Source organism: Verrucosispora sp. NA02020 (genome assembly GCF_013364215.1).
Lineage (GTDB): Bacteria > Actinomycetota > Actinomycetes > Mycobacteriales > Micromonosporaceae > Micromonospora.
The window spans coordinates 1,972,896-1,987,373 of the sequence record NZ_CP054923.1 but is presented as its reverse complement, the minus strand read 5'-3'; the positions used below and the strand labels follow the sequence as shown (position 1 = coordinate 1,987,373).

Genomic DNA, 14,478 nt, shown 5'->3' with positions numbered 1-14,478 from the left:
CTCGGGCGGCCCTCCCCCGGCCGACTCAGTCGCGGGGATCGTGTGGGTCGAGGCCGAGCAGCGGGAAGACCGCCTTCCGGGTGGCCGCGATGGCCCGGTCCACCGGGTTCGGCTCGCCGGTGGGCTGCCACGGCTCGTAGCTCGGGTCGACGTCGTCGGTCATCCGCAACGGGATGTCGGTGCCGGGACGCCGGGCCCGGGCCAGATCCCGCCAGCCCGGCGGGGTCGGCGTCGCCGGGTCCAACGGCGCGCCGGTGGCCACCGCGAGCAGATGCGTCCAGGCCCGGGGCACCACCTCGACGAGCGCGTACCCGCCGCCACCGGTGGCCACCCACCGCCCGTCACACAACTCGTCGGCGAGCGCCCGCAACGCCAGGTAGGTGGCGCGCTGACCGTCCACCGACAGATGCAGGTCGGCAAGCGGGTCGACGCGGTGGGCGTCCGCACCGCACTGGGTGAACAGCACCTGCGGGCGGAACGCGCGCAGCACCGACGGCACGACCGCGTGGAAGGCGCGTTGCCAGCCGGCGTCCTCCACCCCTGGCGGCAGCGGGACGTTGACCGCCGTGCCGGCGGCGTTCGGGCCGCCCGTCTCGTCGGGGAACCCGGTGCCGGGGAAGAGTGCGAGCGGTGTCTCGTGCAGGCTGACGGTCAGCACCCTCGGGTCGTCCCAGAAGATCTGCTGCACCCCGTCGCCGTGGTGCACGTCGACGTCGACGTACGCGATGCGCTCCGCGCCCAGGTCGAGCAGCCGGGCGATGGCCACCGCCGGGTCGTTGTAGACGCAGAACCCGGCCGCCCGGTCGGTCATGGCGTGGTGCAGGCCGCCGGCCACGTTGACCGCGCGCCGGGCCTGGCCGCGCCACACCGCCTCGGCGGCGGCCACCGTCGCCCCGGCGATCAACGCGCTCGACTCGTGCATCCCCTCGAAGACCGGGTTGTCCGAGGTGCCCAGGCCGAAGCCGGTGAAGAACGGCTCGCGCGGCGCCATCCGGACCGCGCCCAGGTAGCGCGGGTCGTGGACCCGACCGAGCAGTTCGTCGTCGGCCGGGTACGGCTTGACCATGCGGACCCCGGGCCGGTGCAGCACGCCGAGTTCCCACGCGAGCGCCAGGGTCAGCTCCACCCGGACCGGATCGAGCGGGTGGTCGCCGAGGTCGTAGGCGAGCAGCGACTCGTCCCACATCACCACCGTGTCGTCGGACATCTGCCCATGGTCGCACGCGACCGGGCAACCGGCCTGATCAGGCGGTCGACCCCGGGCCGGTGGCCACCGGTCGCTCCGGGTCGGCCACCCACTCGCTCCACGAGCCGACATAGAGCGCGGCGTCCGGACGTCCGGCCACATGCAACGCGAGGACGGCCTGCGCGGCGGTCACCCCCGAGCCGCAGTACGCCCCGACCGGCACCCCGGCGGCCACCCCGGCTGCGGCGAACCGGTCCCGCAGCGCCTCGGCGGCGGGGAAGCGGCCGTCGGTGACGTACTCGGGCGCGGGCACGTTCACCGCGCCGGGGACGTGCCCGGCGACCGGGTCGACCGGCTCCTGCTCGCCCCGGTAGCGCGGGGCGGCGCGCACGTCGAGCAGCACCCCGTCACCGGCGGCCAGCCGGGCGGCGGCCGAGGCGTCGAGCACCGGCAGCGCACCCGGGCGCACGGTCACGTCACCGGGCTCGGGCGTCGGCACGTCGTCGCTGGTGGGCAGGCCGGCAGCCAGCCAGGCCGGGTAGCCACCGGAGAGCAGGCGTACCGGCCGGTGGCCCGCCCAGCGCAGCGTCCACCAGGCGCGGGCGGCGGCCATGCCGTCGCCGCCGTCGTACACCACCACGGGACGACCGTCGCGGACCCCGGCGGACCGCAGGGCCGCTTCGAGCGCCGCCGGATCGGGCAGGGGATGCCGGCCCGATCGACCGGGCGGACCGCAGAGCGCGGTGTCCAGGTCGACGAAGACCGCGCCCGGAACGTGCCCGGCCGCGTAGTCGTCCCGGCCGGGTGGGCCGGCCAGCCGCCACCGTACGTCGAGCAGGGTGGGCGGTTCGGCCGCGTCGAGTTCGGCGGCGAGCGCCCGCGCCCCGACCAGAAGATCGTCTGTACCGGACATGCACCCAGTCAACACCATCAGTGACGACGGCGGTGGTTCGGTGACCATCGATCGGGGCGCGGCAGGGTACCATCGATGCCGGAGGGCCGCTGACACCATGAAGTCTCACGACTTGGTCGATACGACCGAAATGTACCTGCGCACCATCCTCGAACTCGAAGAGGAGGGAGTGCCGCCGCTACGCGCCCGGATCGCTGAACGGTTGCGCCAGAGCGGCCCCACCGTCAGCCAGACCGTCGCCCGGATGGAACGCGACGGCCTGCTCACCGTGGAGGGCGATCGGCACCTCACACTCACCGACCTCGGCCGCGCCACCGCCGTCTCGGTGATGCGCAAGCACCGGCTCGCCGAGTTGCTGCTGGTCAACGTGATCGGGATGCCCTACGAGGAGGCTCACGAAGAGGCCTGCCGGTGGGAGCACGTGATGAGCGACGCGGTCGAGAAGCGGGTCTACGACCTGCTCAACCGGCCCACCCGGTCGCCGTACGGCAACCCGATCCCGGGCCTGGACGAGCTCGGTCCACCCACGCAGACCGAGCCGGAGCTGGCCGAGAGCGAGCGCAACCTCGCCTTCCCCGGCCTGAGCGGCAAGGTGATCGTCCGGCGGATCTGCGAGAGCGTGCAGACCGACGCCGAGGTCCTCCGCCAACTGCACGCCGCCGGGGTCGACCCGGGGGCCACGGTCACCGTGGCGCAGGAACGCGACGGCGTGTCGATCGACCGTTCCGGCGAGAGCGTCCGGTTGCCCCGCGAGGTCGCCTCCCGGGTCTTCGTCGCCGCTGCCTGACCGTTCACTCCACCTACGGCCTGACCGTTTCACTCCATGTACGGCCTGACCGTTTTCACTCCACGTACGGGCAGTGCCGGCAACCCCGCCCGCAGCACGTTCCCCGGCGGGCCAGGAAGCCGGCACTGAGTACGAACAGCCCGGTGTCCGGGTCGAGGTAACCGGCGTCCCCGGCGGCCAGTGCCGCGTCGTGCGCGGCGATGATCTGCTCCCGGCCGGGGTGCCCGAGCGACAGCCGCGACGGGTGCGGCTCGGTCAGGGGCCGCGCCGCCAGAGGTCGTCGCTCTCCACTCATCCCGCGCAGTCTAGGCAGCCACCGCCCTTCACCCGGCCCCGCCCGCCGCCCCGCCGCACCTCGGCCCACCCGCCGCGTCCCGGGTCGCAGCCCGGCCCGCCGGGAGCTCGCCGATCATGGACTTACGGCACCCGAGAAGCACCCGATTGCCCAGTTTCATCCCCACCATGACCCCATGATCGACGGGCTGGGCGCGGGGTGGGGTTGGTCGGGGGGGATGGCGCGGGTGGGGCGGGCGGGGCGGGCGGGGCGGGTGGGGCGGGTGGGGCGGGCGGGGCGGGTGGGGCGGGCGGGGCGGGCGGGGCGGGGGACGTGAGGAGCCCCGGACGCGTGTGCGCCCGGGGCTCCTCGGTGCTCGTCGTCAGCTGCAGCCGCTGGTGGAGCCGCAGCCCTCGCAGACGTAGCAGCTACCGGCCGGGCGCATCTTCGTACCGCAGGTGAAGCAGAGCGGCGCGTCGGCGGCCTTGCCGATCACGGCCTCCAGCAACTCGGTGCTGGAACCGACCGACGGTGCCGGCTTGATCGCGGCGGCGTCGGCGAGTTCCTGAGCCGGCTGGGCGACCGGGCCGCTCTTCGGCTCCTCCGGCTTGGCCTCGACCGGGGCGGACGCGGCCATGGCCGTGAGGTCCGTGCCGTTGGCCTCCGCCTCCGCCTCGGCGACGAGCTGGGCGGCCCGCTCCTTGGCGGTGAAGATGCCGATCTCGGCACGGCGCTCGTAGGGCAGGAAGTCCAGCGCCAGGCGACGGAAGATGTAGTCCATCACCGAGGCGGCCATCCGCACGTCCGGGTCGTCGGTCATGCCGGCCGGCTCGAAGCGCATGTTGGTGAACTTGCTGACGTACGTCTCCAGCGGGACGCCGTACTGCAGGCCGATCGAGATGGCCACCGAGAAGGCGTCCATCACCCCGGCCAGGGTGGAACCCTGCTTCGACATCTTGAGGAAGACCTCGCCGAGGCCGTCGTCCGGGTAGGACGAGGCGGTGAGGTACCCCTCGGCGCCACCGACCGAGAAGGAGATGGTCTCCGAGGGGCGCTTCTTCGGCAGCCGCTTGCGCACCGGGCGGTACTCGACGACCTTCTCCACCACCGGCTCGACCGCGGTGACGGTCGCCTCCGGCTCGGCGGTCTTCTTCTTCGCCACCGACAGCGGCTGACCGACCTTGCAGTTGTCCCGGTAGATCGCCAGCGCCTTGAGGCCGAGCTTCCAGCCCTCGAAGTAGATCTTCTCGACGTCGGCGACGGTGGCCTGCTCCGGCATGTTGACCGTCTTGGAGATGGCGCCGGAGATGAACGGCTGGACCGCCGCCATCATCCGGACGTGGCCCATCGGGGCGATGGACCGCTCGCCCATGGCGCAGTCGAAGACCGGGTAGTGCTCCGGCTTCAGGCCGGGGGCGTCCACCACGTGCCCCTGGTCGGAGATGTGCTCGACGATCGCCTCGACCTGCTCCTCGGGGTAGCCGAGGCTGCGCAGGGCACGGGGCACGGTCTGGTTGACGATCTGCATCGAGCCGCCGCCGACCAGCTTCTTGAACTTCACCAGCGCCAGGTCCGGCTCGACGCCGGTGGTGTCGCAGTCCATCATCAGGCCGATGGTGCCGGTCGGCGCGAGCACGCTGGCCTGCGAGTTCCGCCAGCCGTTCCGGTCGCCGATCTTGTTGCCCTGGGTCCACTGCTTGGTGGCCTCGCGGACCACCGCGGTGGCCACCGTGCCGGCCGGCTTGATCTGGTCGTTGGCGGCGGCGTGCTTGCGCATGACCCGCTTGTGCGGCTCGGCGTTGCGGGCGTACCCGTCGTACGCGCCGACGATGCCGGCCAGCTCGGCCGAGCGGCGGTACGCCGTGCCGGTCATCAGCGAGGTGATCGCGGCGGACAGCGAACGACCCTGGTCCGAGTCGTACGGCAGGCCGGAGGCCATCAGCAGGGCGCCCAGGTTGGCGTACCCGATGCCAAGCTGCCGGTAGGCCCGGGTGGTCTCGCCGATCTTCTCGGTCGGGAAGTCGGCGAAGCAGATCGAGATGTCCATCGCGGTGATGACCATCTCGACGCTGCGGACGAACTTCTCCACCTCGAAGCCACCGTCGGCGCGGAGGAACTTCATCAGGTTCAGCGAGGCCAGGTTGCACGAGGAGTTGTCCAGGTGCAGGTACTCCGAGCACGGGTTCGACGCGGTGATCCGGCCGGTCTCCGGGCAGGTGTGCCAGTCGTTGATGGTGTCGTCGTACTGCAGGCCGGGGTCGGCGCACTCCCAGGCGGCCTGGGAGATGGTGCGGAACAGCTTCTGCGCGTCGATGGTGTCGATCACCGCGCCGTCGAGCCGGCCGCGCAGGTCGAAGCCGCCGCCCTGCTCGACCGCACCCATGAACTCGTCGGAGACGCGGACCGAGTTGTTGGCGTTCTGGTACTGCACGCTGACGATGTCGGCGCCGCCCAGGTCCATGTCGAACCCGGCGTCGCGCAGCGCGCGGATCTTGTCCTCCTCGCGCGCCTTGGTGACCACGAACTCCTCGATGTCCGGGTGGTCGACGTCGAGGATGACCATCTTGGCCGCTCGCCGGGTGGCGCCGCCGGACTTGATGGTGCCGGCGCTCGCGTCGGCGCCGCGCATGAAGCTGACCGGGCCGGAGGCGGTGCCGCCGGAGGAGAGCAGTTCCCGGGAGGAGCGGATCCGGGACAGGTTGACGCCGGAGCCGGAGCCGCCCTTGAAGATCAGCCCCTCCTCCTTGTACCAGTCGAGGATGGAGTCCATCGAGTCGTCGACGGCGAGGATGAAACAGGCGCTGACCTGCTGCGGCGACGGCGTGCCGACGTTGAACCAGACCGGCGAGTTGAAGCTGAACACCTGGTGCAGCAGCATCCAGGTCAGCTCGTGGGCGAAGATCTCGGCGTCGGCCGGGGAGGCGAAGTAGCCGTACTCCTCACCCGCGGTGCGGTAGGTGGTGACCACCCGGTCGATCAGCTGCTTGAGCGACCACTCCCGCTCCGGGGTGCCCACCGCGCCCCGGAAGTACTTGGTGGTCACGATGTTGGCCGCGTTGACGCTCCAACTCTCCGGGTACTCGACACCGCGCTGCTCGAAGTTGATCGAGCCGTCCCGCCAGTTGGTCATCACGACGTCGCGGCGCTCCCAGGCGACCTCGTCGTACGGGTGCACGCCCTCGGTGGTCCAGACCCGCTCCACCTTGAGGCCCGCGTTCGTCTTGTTCCGTGACCTGCTTGTTGTCACACCGTCCCCCGACATCTCATCCGCCCCCTCGCTCACGCGGGCACCCCGCGTGATCCGACTGTCACTGCTACTGCTGCTGCTCAGACGTTCACTGCGCGTGGGCCGTCTCGGCCCCGTCGCCCTCCCGGGCGCGCGGCGGCCCGCAGCGTCTCGATCTCCCGCTCGAAGTCGGCGAGCGAGTCGAACGACCGGTAGACGCTGGCGAACCGTAGGTAGGCGACCTCGTCCAGGTCCCGCAGGGGACCCAGGATGACCAGCCCGACCTCGTGGCTCGGGATCTCGGCGGCCCCCTTGGCGCGAATGGTCTCCTCGACCCGCTGCGCCAGGATCGCGATCGAGTCCTCCTCGACCGGTCGCCCCTGGCACGCCTTGCGCACTCCGCCGATGATCTTCGTACGGCTGAACGGCTCGGTCACCCCGCTGCGCTTGACCACCGCCAGCACCGCCTCCTCGACAGTGGTGAACCGTTTGCCGCACTCCGGGCAGGAGCGCCGCCGACGGATCAACTGACCGTCGTCCGCCTCCCGCGAGTCGACCACCCGGGAGTCGGCGTGCCGGCAGTACGGACACCGCATCGCCCGACCTCCTTGATCGACTTCGGGTACGCCTCCCACCACCTCCGGGCGCACGCAGGGACGGCGGGGCCGCCCGCAGGACGGCCGCCGGCTCGGCGGTGCGGAAAGTGCGGTGGGTAGTCGAACCCAACCTGTAGGCGACTTACGCCAATGTGACTACTACATCTAGGGGTCGACCGTATGTCGCTGGCGATCCGCGGTCAAGTTGACCGGCGTGTCCGGCGCGTCACCCGACAACCCATCCGCCACCCCCTCTCCACCCAGCCGGAGAGCCCAACGCGGACCGGTGGCGAGGGTTACCGCCCGACCGGACAGGATCACCGACAATCCGTACCGGGTCGAACACACGTTCGACTACGCGTACCATTTATCAGAACGGACGTACGACTGTCGCGCTTTTCCGCCCCGACACGCGGAGACAGGTCGTACAGATGTTTGAAAATGACCGATCTCACCGATACGGTCATGAACAGCCGGAGGTGACCATGGTCGCCGCACCGGCCGACAGATCACCGTGCGCACCACGAGCCGCCAAGGCACCCCAGCGCCGACCAGGGAGGACGGACGTGACCGAGGACCGGGCCAACCGGCCGCAGAGCCCGCAGCAGAGCATCGAGGCGGCTCCGCCGGCCGCCCGTCGCCGCAGCGTCACCCGTGCCCGCTCCGGGCAGCCCGCCGTACGCCCGGTGACGCCGGTGGTCAGCGGTTTCCCCGACCCGGCGACGGTCGACCTGACCGCCCGCCAGCGACGCATCCTCGACTTCATCCGCACCTGGGTGGAGCGGCACGGTTACCCGCCGAGCGTGCGGGAGATCGGCGAGGCGGTCGGGCTCGTCTCCCCGTCCAGCGTCGCCTACCAGCTCAAGGAGCTGGAGAAGAAGGGCTTCCTGCGGCGCGACCCGAATCGCCCCCGCGCGGTCGACGTCCGGTCCGCAAGCGACGTCGACGACGAGTTGGCCCGTTCGCAGCGCCCCACCCCCGCGTACGTGCCGATGCTCGGCCGGATCGCCGCCGGTGGGCCGATCCTCGCCGAACAGTCGATGGAGGACGTCTTCCCGCTCCCCCGTGAGCTGGTCGGCGAGGGCGAGGTCTTCATGCTCCAGGTCAAGGGCGACTCGATGCTCGACGCGGCGATCTGCGACGGCGACTGGGTGGTCGTCCGGCAGCAGCCGACCGCTGACTCCGGCGAGATCGTCGCCGCCATGCTGGACGGCGAGGCGACCGTGAAGACCTACCGACGGCGCGACGGCCACGTCTGGCTGATGCCGCAGAATCCGGCCTTCGACCCGATCCCCGGTGACGACGCCACGATCATGGGGCGAGTGGTCGCGGTGCTGCGCCGGATCTAGACCGTAACCCGACCGGTACCGGCCCCCAGGGTCAGTACCGGTCGCCCCGGTAGCCGTAGTTGCCGCCCGGCATCTGGCCGTACGGCTCGTTGCCGTCCTCGCGGTAGCGGCCGGAACGCCGGCCCCGATGGTCCGGCTCGCCGCCCGGCCCACCCCGTCGAGGGGGCTCCGCACGGCCTCCACCACCAGGCTGACCGCCCCGCCCACCGCCGGGCATGCCGCCCGCGCGGCCACCGCCGCCCCCGGGCGCGCCACCGGCCCGGCCACCACCACCCGGGGCACCGCCACCGCCACGGCCGCCGCCACCGGGCGGTCCACCGGCCCGACCACCGCCGCCCCCGTAGACCCCGCCGCCGCCGGAGCGTCCACCGCCGCCCTGAGCCGGGCGGCCACCGCCACCGGGACGGCCGCCACCGTAGACCGGTCCGCCCTCGCCACCCGACCGGCCACCCTCGCCGCCGGAGCGGCCACCGCCACCACCGCCGTAGACGCCACCGCCCTGAGCCGGGCGAGAGCCGTTGGCGCCCGCAGGACGGGCACCGCCGTAGACCGCTCCCGACCGCGAGCCCTCCGGCCGTCCACCCTTCGCCGGGCCGCCGTAGACGGCACCGGACTGGGCGCCGCCGTACACCGCGCCCCGACCACGGTCCTTCGGGCCGAAAGCGTCGTCCTTGCGGCTCGGGTCGTCGTCGTCATCGTCGCCGTCGCGGCTCTTGGCGGCCGGCGTCGGGCGCTTGCGGGCCCGCAGGATGCCGAAGATGCCGGCGCCCACCAGCAGCGCACCGAGTACGCCGACAGTGGCGATCAGGTAGGTGATGTCGTCCAGGGTCAGCCCGTCGAACCACGACCGGCCGGCCGCGTTCTTCACCGCGTCCGGGTCGTTGGCCAGGTCTTTCGGGCCCTCCGTGGACGGGGTGTAGCTGAGGATGTCGACCGGCTCGTTGTCGTCGAGATGCCCCGCGTCGGAGACGGTCAGGAAGGTCTTGCCGTCGGTCGAGTACGCGATCGCCTCGCCGAACGGGTCGGCCAGCGGGGTCACCCGGGGCGTGGTGGTGGTCAGCGCGGCGACGAGGTCGCCGTTCTGCACGTCGTACTCGAAGGCGTCGGCGTACGTGCGCAGCACCACCCGGGCACCGTCCGGGGACCGGGCCGCACCGGTGATCGCCACCCGCCCGAACGTGCTCAGCGGGTTCTCGGTGTCGGTCTTGGGCAGCTCGATGTCGCCGAGCTTCTTCATCGGCACCGGCTCGGTGTCGCCGCTCTTGAGCGCACCGTCGGCGGTGAAGATCTCCGCCTTGCCGGAGGTCACCTTCGTGATGATCAGCGGCAGGTTGTCGTTGCCGATCAGCAGCGCCTCGGCGTCACGGGGCTTGCCGTCCGGGTACGCCAGCCGGTGCAGGACCGGCGACTTGTTCCCGCTGATCGGCATGCTCCAGACCGCCACCCGCTCGCGGCGCTGCCGGCTGGTGATGTTGTCGCCGGTGTCGGCGATCCACAACGTCCTGCCGTCCGGCGAGACGGCGAGGTCCTCGGTGTCGAACGGCCCCGCGCCGGAGTACGGGACCGCGCGGGTGACCTGGCAGTCCTTGTTCAGGTAGAAGACCTGCTTGCGGCTGTCCTGGTCGGTGCTGTCGTTGATCACGATGTACCCGTTACGGGTGACCACCAGACCGGACAGCTCCCGCAGCCTCGGGTCGGTGACCGCACACTGCTTCTTGGGCGCCGCCGCGAGCGGCACGACGGCAGCCGGCACCGCCGCCGGCGCGGCGGCGAGCACCGGCCCCACGTCGGTCGATGCGGCCGGCGGGGCGACATCGGTCACCGGCGATGCCGCGTACGCGGGTGGCGACGACCCGGGTGCGGCGAGAGTGACGCCGGTGACCGCCACGGTGGCCCCGAACAGGCCGAGCGCAACCGTGACCGAGGAAACAGTGCGGTGCATGGAAGGAAGTGTCGCACGGCGCACGTTTCCTTCGGGTGACGCTCCTGGGCGGTCACCGCGCGGCACGAACCGCCTGCGAGGCGTCGACGTACGCGGTCAGTTCGGCAGCGAGCGCCTCGTTGACGCGTACGTGCAGCATGGTTCCCTCGGGCAGGTGCGCGGTGCTGAGTACCTCGCCCTGTCGGTGCAGGCGGGCCACCAGGTCACCCCGCTCGTACGGCAGCACCACCCGCAGCTCCACCGCCGGGCGTGGCAGCCGCTGCTCGATCGCCGTCCGCAGGTCGTCGATGCCGCGACCACGGTGCGCGGACACGAAGATCGCCTCGGGCCAGAGCCGCTTGAGGTGCAGCAGGGTCTCCTCGTCGGCGGCGTCGATCTTGTTGACCACCAACAGCTCGGGCAGCCGGTCGGCGCCGACCTCGCCGAGCACCTCGCGCACGGCCCGGACCTGCTCCTGCGGGTCGGGGTGGGCACCGTCGACCACGTGCACCACCAGGTCGGCCTCGGCGACCTCCTCCAGCGTCGAGCGGAACGCCTCGACGATCTGGTGCGGCAGGTGCCGGACGAAACCGACCGTGTCCGAGAGCGTGTAGACCCGCCCGTCGGCGGTGGTGGAGCGGCGGGTGGTCGGGTCGAGCGTGGCGAAGAGCGCGTCCTCGACCAGTACGCCGGCACCGGTCAGCCGGTTGAGCAGGCTCGACTTGCCGGCGTTGGTGTAACCGGCGATGGCCACGGCCGGCACCGCGTTGCGGGAACGGCGGGCGCGCTTGGTCTCGCGTACCGTCCGCATGGCCTTGATCTCGCGGCGGAGCCGGGCGATGCGGTGGCGGATGCGCCGACGGTCGGTCTCCAGCTTGGTCTCACCGGGACCACGCACACCCACGCCGCCACCGGCACCACCGCCACGGCCGGAGCCACCGGTCTGCCGGGACAGCGTCTCGCCCCAACCCCGCAGGCGGGGCAGGAGGTATTCGAGCTGGGCCAGCTCGACCTGGGCCCGGCCCTCCTTGCTCTTGGCGTGCTGGGCGAAGATGTCGAGGATCAGCGCCGTCCGGTCGACCACCTTGACCTTGGTGCGCTGCTCCAGGTTGCGCAGCTGGGACGGGGACAGCTCACCGTCGCAGATGACCGTGTCGGCGCCCGCCGACAGCACCACCGAGCCCAGGTCGTCGACCTTGCCACGCCCGATGTAGGTGGCCGGGTCCGGCCGGGTGCGTCGCTGGATCAGCCCTTCGAGCACCTGCGAGCCGGCGGTCTCGGCCAGCGCGGCCAGCTCGGTCAGGGAGTTCTCCGCGTCGGTCTGGCTGCCTTCGGTCCAGACGCCGACCAGGACCACCCGCTCCAGCCGGAGCTGGCGGTACTCGACCTCGGTGACGTCGGTCAGCTCGGTGGAGAGGCCGGGGACCCGTCGCAATGCCTGCCGTTCGGAGAGCTCGTACTGGCCGGTGGTGGCGTCGAGCTCGTCGTCGGGAAATGGAACCTGGGTCTCCTGGTCGCGCAAGCGTCTCTCCTGTCCGTTCTGTGCATGTACCGAGCAATCCTGACATGTGTCAACGCCCGGTGCACCTGCTATATGCCCACCGCCGGAACGGGCAGACACGGGGGCGGCTGCCGGACTCCCGAGCAGGGCGAGTAGAAATGGGCGAGCCGTTCAGCGCCGACGGAGGGGATCCGCGTGCCCACCACCCGACTGCCCAGTGCCGGATTCTCGATCACGATCCGGATCGCCGTACCCGCCGATGCGTCCTCGATCGGCCGGTTGACCACCTCCGTGGGCGAGGCCGGGGCCATCGTCACCGCACTGGACGTGGTCGACTCCGACCCGACCCACGTGATCGTCGACCTCACCTGCGACACCGCCGACGCCGGGCACGCCGACCAGGTCGTCGACGCGCTGACCGCGCTGGACGGCGTGGACGTGCGCAAGGTCTCCGACCGCACCTTCCTGCTACACCTCGGCGGCAAGATCGAGGTCAGCTCGAAGGTGGCGCTGCGGACCCGCGACGAGCTGTCCCGGGCGTACACCCCGGGGGTGGCGCGGGTCTGCCAGGCGATCGCGGAGAACCCGGCCGACGCCCGGCGGTTGACCATCAAGCGCAACACGGTCGCCGTGGTCAGCGACGGTTCGGCCGTGCTCGGGCTGGGCAACCTCGGGCCGGCCGCCTCCCTGCCGGTGATGGAGGGCAAGGCGGCGCTGTTCAAGCGGTTCGGTGGCGTGGACGCCTGGCCGGTGGTGCTGGACACCCAGGACACCGACGAGATCGTCGCCATCGTGAAGGCGATCGCGCCCGCGTACGGCGGGATCAACCTGGAGGACATCGCCGCGCCGCGCTGCTTCGAGATCGAGGCGCGACTGCGCGAGGCGCTGGACATCCCGGTCTTCCACGACGACCAGCACGGCACCGCGATCTGCGTACTCGCCGCGTTGACCAACGCGTTGCGTGTGGTGGGCAAGCAGCTCGCCGACGTGCGGGTGGTGGTCTCCGGAGCCGGTGCGGCCGGCACCGCGATCATGAAGCTGCTGCTGCGTCGGGGCGTCGGCGACATCATCGCGTGCGACCGGCAGGGCGCTCTGCACCGCGGCCAGACCGGCCTCAACTCGGCCTGGCAGTGGCTGGCCGAGAACACCAACCGGGACGGCTACTCCGGCGATCTCGCCGGGGCGCTGAACGGCGCGGACGTCTTCATCGGGGTGAGCGCGCCGAACCTGCTCACCGGCGACGACGTCGCCACCATGGCCAAGGACTCGATCGTCTTCGCGCTGGCCAACCCGGACCCGGAGGTCGACCCCCGGGAGGCGCGCAAGCACGCCGCCGTCGTCGCCACCGGCCGCTCCGACCAGCCGAACCAGATCAACAACGTGCTCGCCTTCCCGGGCGTGTTCCGGGGCATGCTCGACGCGCACGCCGAGGAGTTCACCGAGGAGATGGCGCTGGCCGCCGCCCGGGCCATCGCCGACGTGGTCGGCGAGGAGAAGATCAACCCCACGGTCATCGTGCCCAGTGTCTTCGACTCCCGGGTGGCCCCGGCGGTGGCCGCCGCCGTCCGCGCCGCCGCCCAGAACCCGGCGGCCACCCCGCCCCCCGTCGCCGACCCGGGCCCGGCCGACCTCCCCGAGATCGCCGCCAGCGCCTCCGCCACCCCCTGACACCCGGCGTTGCCCGGCCCTGACACCCCGCGCTAGCCGGCCCTGCACACCGCCGGGTTGCCCGGAGACCGCCGGCTTGCGTCGATCATGGACTTGTGGCGCGGACAGAGCCCACGTGAAGAGGGCATACCGTCAGCCACAACTCCATGATCGGCGCGGCCCAGCGGGTGCGGCGTGGGCGGGCCGGCGGGTGCGGCGTGGGCGGGGTGCCGAGGGTGGTCAGGTGAGGGTGAGGGTGCCGGCGGCCACCAGGACGGCGGGGCCGGAGAGCCAGCAGGAGTCCTCGTCGACGGTCACCGTGAGACGGCCGCCGGGTACGTCGACCACGACGGTGCCGGTCTCCCGGCCGGCGTCGTGCAGCGCGACGGCGGCGACCGCGCACGCGCCGGTGCCGCAGGACAGCGTCTCGGCCGAGCCGCGCTCGTAGACCCGCATCAGCACGTGCGGGTCACCGCCGTCGACGGCGTCAGCGGCGGCGGTGAACTCGACGTTCACGCCGTGCGGGAAGAGGTCCTCGTCGACGTGGGGCGCCCGGGTCAGGTCCAGGGCGGCGAGGTCCAGACCGGCCGGCAGCGGGCAGACCAGGTGCGGGTTGCCGACGTCCACCGCCGTGCCGGGCAGGGCCAGACCGCCCAGGGCGGCGGTCGAGGCGGCGTACAACCGGGGGCGCTGCATCTGGACGGCGATGGTGTCGCCGTCGACCCGGGCGTGCACGATGCCGGCGCGGGTGGCCACCGGCAGGTCGCCGTCGCCGGGGACGGCCAGCCCGGTCTCCAGGAGGTACCGGACGAAGACCCGGGTGCCGTTGCCGCACATCTCGGCGAAGGAGCCGTCGGAGTTCCAGTAGTCCATGAACCACTCGGCCTCGCCGGCCAGGGCGGCGCCGTCCGGGTGCTTGGCGGCGCGGACCACCCGCAGCACACCGTCCCCGCCGAGGCCGCGTCGCCGGTCGCAGATCGTCGCGACCAGCTCGGGCGTGAGGTCGAACGCGCCGTCCGGGTCGGGCAGGATCACGAAGTCGTTGGCGGTGCCGTGTCCCTTGGTGAACTCCACGCCT

11 protein-coding genes are annotated in these 14,478 nt (G+C 72.1%); 3 read left to right on the top strand and 8 right to left on the bottom strand.

Features of this window, described 5'->3' with window-relative positions; all coding sequences use genetic code 11:
- Positions 1 to 25: 25 nt before the first annotated feature.
- Together HUT12_RS08715 and HUT12_RS08710 are read right to left on the bottom strand one after the other, a co-directional pair.
- Positions 26 to 1,207 carry an acetoin utilization protein AcuC gene (locus HUT12_RS08715; protein WP_176093051.1) on the bottom strand — a complete coding sequence of 394 codons (1,182 nt, stop codon included), beginning with the start codon at positions 1,205 to 1,207 and terminating at the stop codon, positions 26 to 28.
- A gap of 37 nt (positions 1,208 to 1,244) precedes the next feature.
- Positions 1,245 to 2,099 (bottom strand): sulfurtransferase, encoded by an 855-nt coding sequence (locus tag HUT12_RS08710; RefSeq protein ID WP_176093050.1) that lies wholly within the window; start codon positions 2,097 to 2,099, stop codon positions 1,245 to 1,247.
- 97 nt (positions 2,100 to 2,196) lie between these two features.
- Here HUT12_RS08710 and HUT12_RS08705 point away from each other — a divergent pair, with 97 nt between their 5' ends.
- Positions 2,197 to 2,886 carry a metal-dependent transcriptional regulator gene (locus HUT12_RS08705; RefSeq protein WP_131057812.1) on the top strand — a complete coding sequence of 230 codons (690 nt, stop codon included), beginning with the start codon at positions 2,197 to 2,199 and terminating at the stop codon, positions 2,884 to 2,886.
- Positions 2,887 to 2,941: 55 nt separating this feature from the next.
- Here the strand turns inward: HUT12_RS08705 and HUT12_RS08700 are convergent, their stop codons facing one another.
- The 3 genes from HUT12_RS08700 to nrdR all read right to left on the bottom strand — a co-directional run bounded on the left by HUT12_RS08700 (position 2,942) and on the right by nrdR (position 6,982).
- Positions 2,942 to 3,181: a DUF5522 domain-containing protein gene (locus HUT12_RS08700; RefSeq protein WP_176093049.1), complete on the bottom strand. Its 240-nt coding sequence runs from the start codon at positions 3,179 to 3,181 to the stop codon at positions 2,942 to 2,944.
- 361 nt (positions 3,182 to 3,542) lie between these two features.
- A complete protein-coding gene (locus HUT12_RS08695) occupies positions 3,543 to 6,422 on the bottom strand; it encodes a vitamin B12-dependent ribonucleotide reductase (RefSeq protein WP_176095699.1) in 2,880 nt (959 codons plus the stop codon).
- A gap of 65 nt (positions 6,423 to 6,487) precedes the next feature.
- Positions 6,488 to 6,982, bottom strand: a complete 495-nt coding sequence (gene nrdR / locus HUT12_RS08690; protein ID WP_176093048.1) for a transcriptional regulator NrdR — start codon at positions 6,980 to 6,982, stop codon at positions 6,488 to 6,490.
- Between the two features lie 566 nt (positions 6,983 to 7,548).
- Between nrdR and lexA the strand changes: the two genes are divergently transcribed.
- Positions 7,549 to 8,331, top strand: coding sequence for a transcriptional repressor LexA (gene lexA, locus HUT12_RS08685; RefSeq protein ID WP_176093047.1), 783 nt, complete (start codon positions 7,549 to 7,551; stop codon positions 8,329 to 8,331).
- Positions 8,332 to 8,362: 31 nt separating this feature from the next.
- Here the strand turns inward: lexA and HUT12_RS08680 are convergent, their stop codons facing one another.
- Positions 8,363 to 10,273 (bottom strand): hypothetical protein, encoded by a 1,911-nt coding sequence (locus tag HUT12_RS08680; protein WP_176093046.1) that lies wholly within the window; start codon positions 10,271 to 10,273, stop codon positions 8,363 to 8,365.
- A gap of 52 nt (positions 10,274 to 10,325) precedes the next feature.
- Positions 10,326 to 11,774, bottom strand: a complete 1,449-nt coding sequence (gene hflX, locus HUT12_RS08675; RefSeq protein ID WP_131056455.1) for a GTPase HflX — start codon at positions 11,772 to 11,774, stop codon at positions 10,326 to 10,328.
- Between the two features lie 174 nt (positions 11,775 to 11,948).
- Between hflX and HUT12_RS08670 the strand changes: the two genes are divergently transcribed.
- Positions 11,949 to 13,421 (top strand): NAD-dependent malic enzyme, encoded by a 1,473-nt coding sequence (locus HUT12_RS08670; RefSeq protein ID WP_131056452.1) that lies wholly within the window; start codon positions 11,949 to 11,951, stop codon positions 13,419 to 13,421.
- Between the two features lie 219 nt (positions 13,422 to 13,640).
- Here the strand turns inward: HUT12_RS08670 and dapF are convergent, their stop codons facing one another.
- Positions 13,641 to 14,474, bottom strand: coding sequence for a diaminopimelate epimerase (dapF, locus tag HUT12_RS08665; protein WP_176093045.1), 834 nt, complete (start codon positions 14,472 to 14,474; stop codon positions 13,641 to 13,643).
- Between the last annotated feature and the right edge of the window lie 4 nt (positions 14,475 to 14,478).

What these genes read in the sequence shown, in the direction of transcription:
- HUT12_RS08715 (WP_176093051.1), bottom strand. Translation starts at nt 1,207, where the DNA reads ATGTCCGACGACACGGTGGTGATGTGGGACGAGTCGCTGCTCGCCTAC.
- HUT12_RS08710 (WP_176093050.1), bottom strand. Translation starts at nt 2,099, where the DNA reads ATGTCCGGTACAGACGATCTTCTGGTCGGGGCGCGGGCGCTCGCCGCC.
- HUT12_RS08705 (WP_131057812.1), top strand. Translation starts at nt 2,197, where the DNA reads ATGAAGTCTCACGACTTGGTCGATACGACCGAAATGTACCTGCGCACC.
- HUT12_RS08700 (WP_176093049.1), bottom strand. Translation starts at nt 3,181, where the DNA reads ATGAGTGGAGAGCGACGACCTCTGGCGGCGCGGCCCCTGACCGAGCCG.
- HUT12_RS08695 (WP_176095699.1), bottom strand. Translation starts at nt 6,422, where the DNA reads ATGTCGGGGGACGGTGTGACAACAAGCAGGTCACGGAACAAGACGAAC.
- nrdR (WP_176093048.1), bottom strand. Translation starts at nt 6,982, where the DNA reads ATGCGGTGTCCGTACTGCCGGCACGCCGACTCCCGGGTGGTCGACTCG.
- HUT12_RS08680 (WP_176093046.1), bottom strand. Translation starts at nt 10,273, where the DNA reads ATGCACCGCACTGTTTCCTCGGTCACGGTTGCGCTCGGCCTGTTCGGG.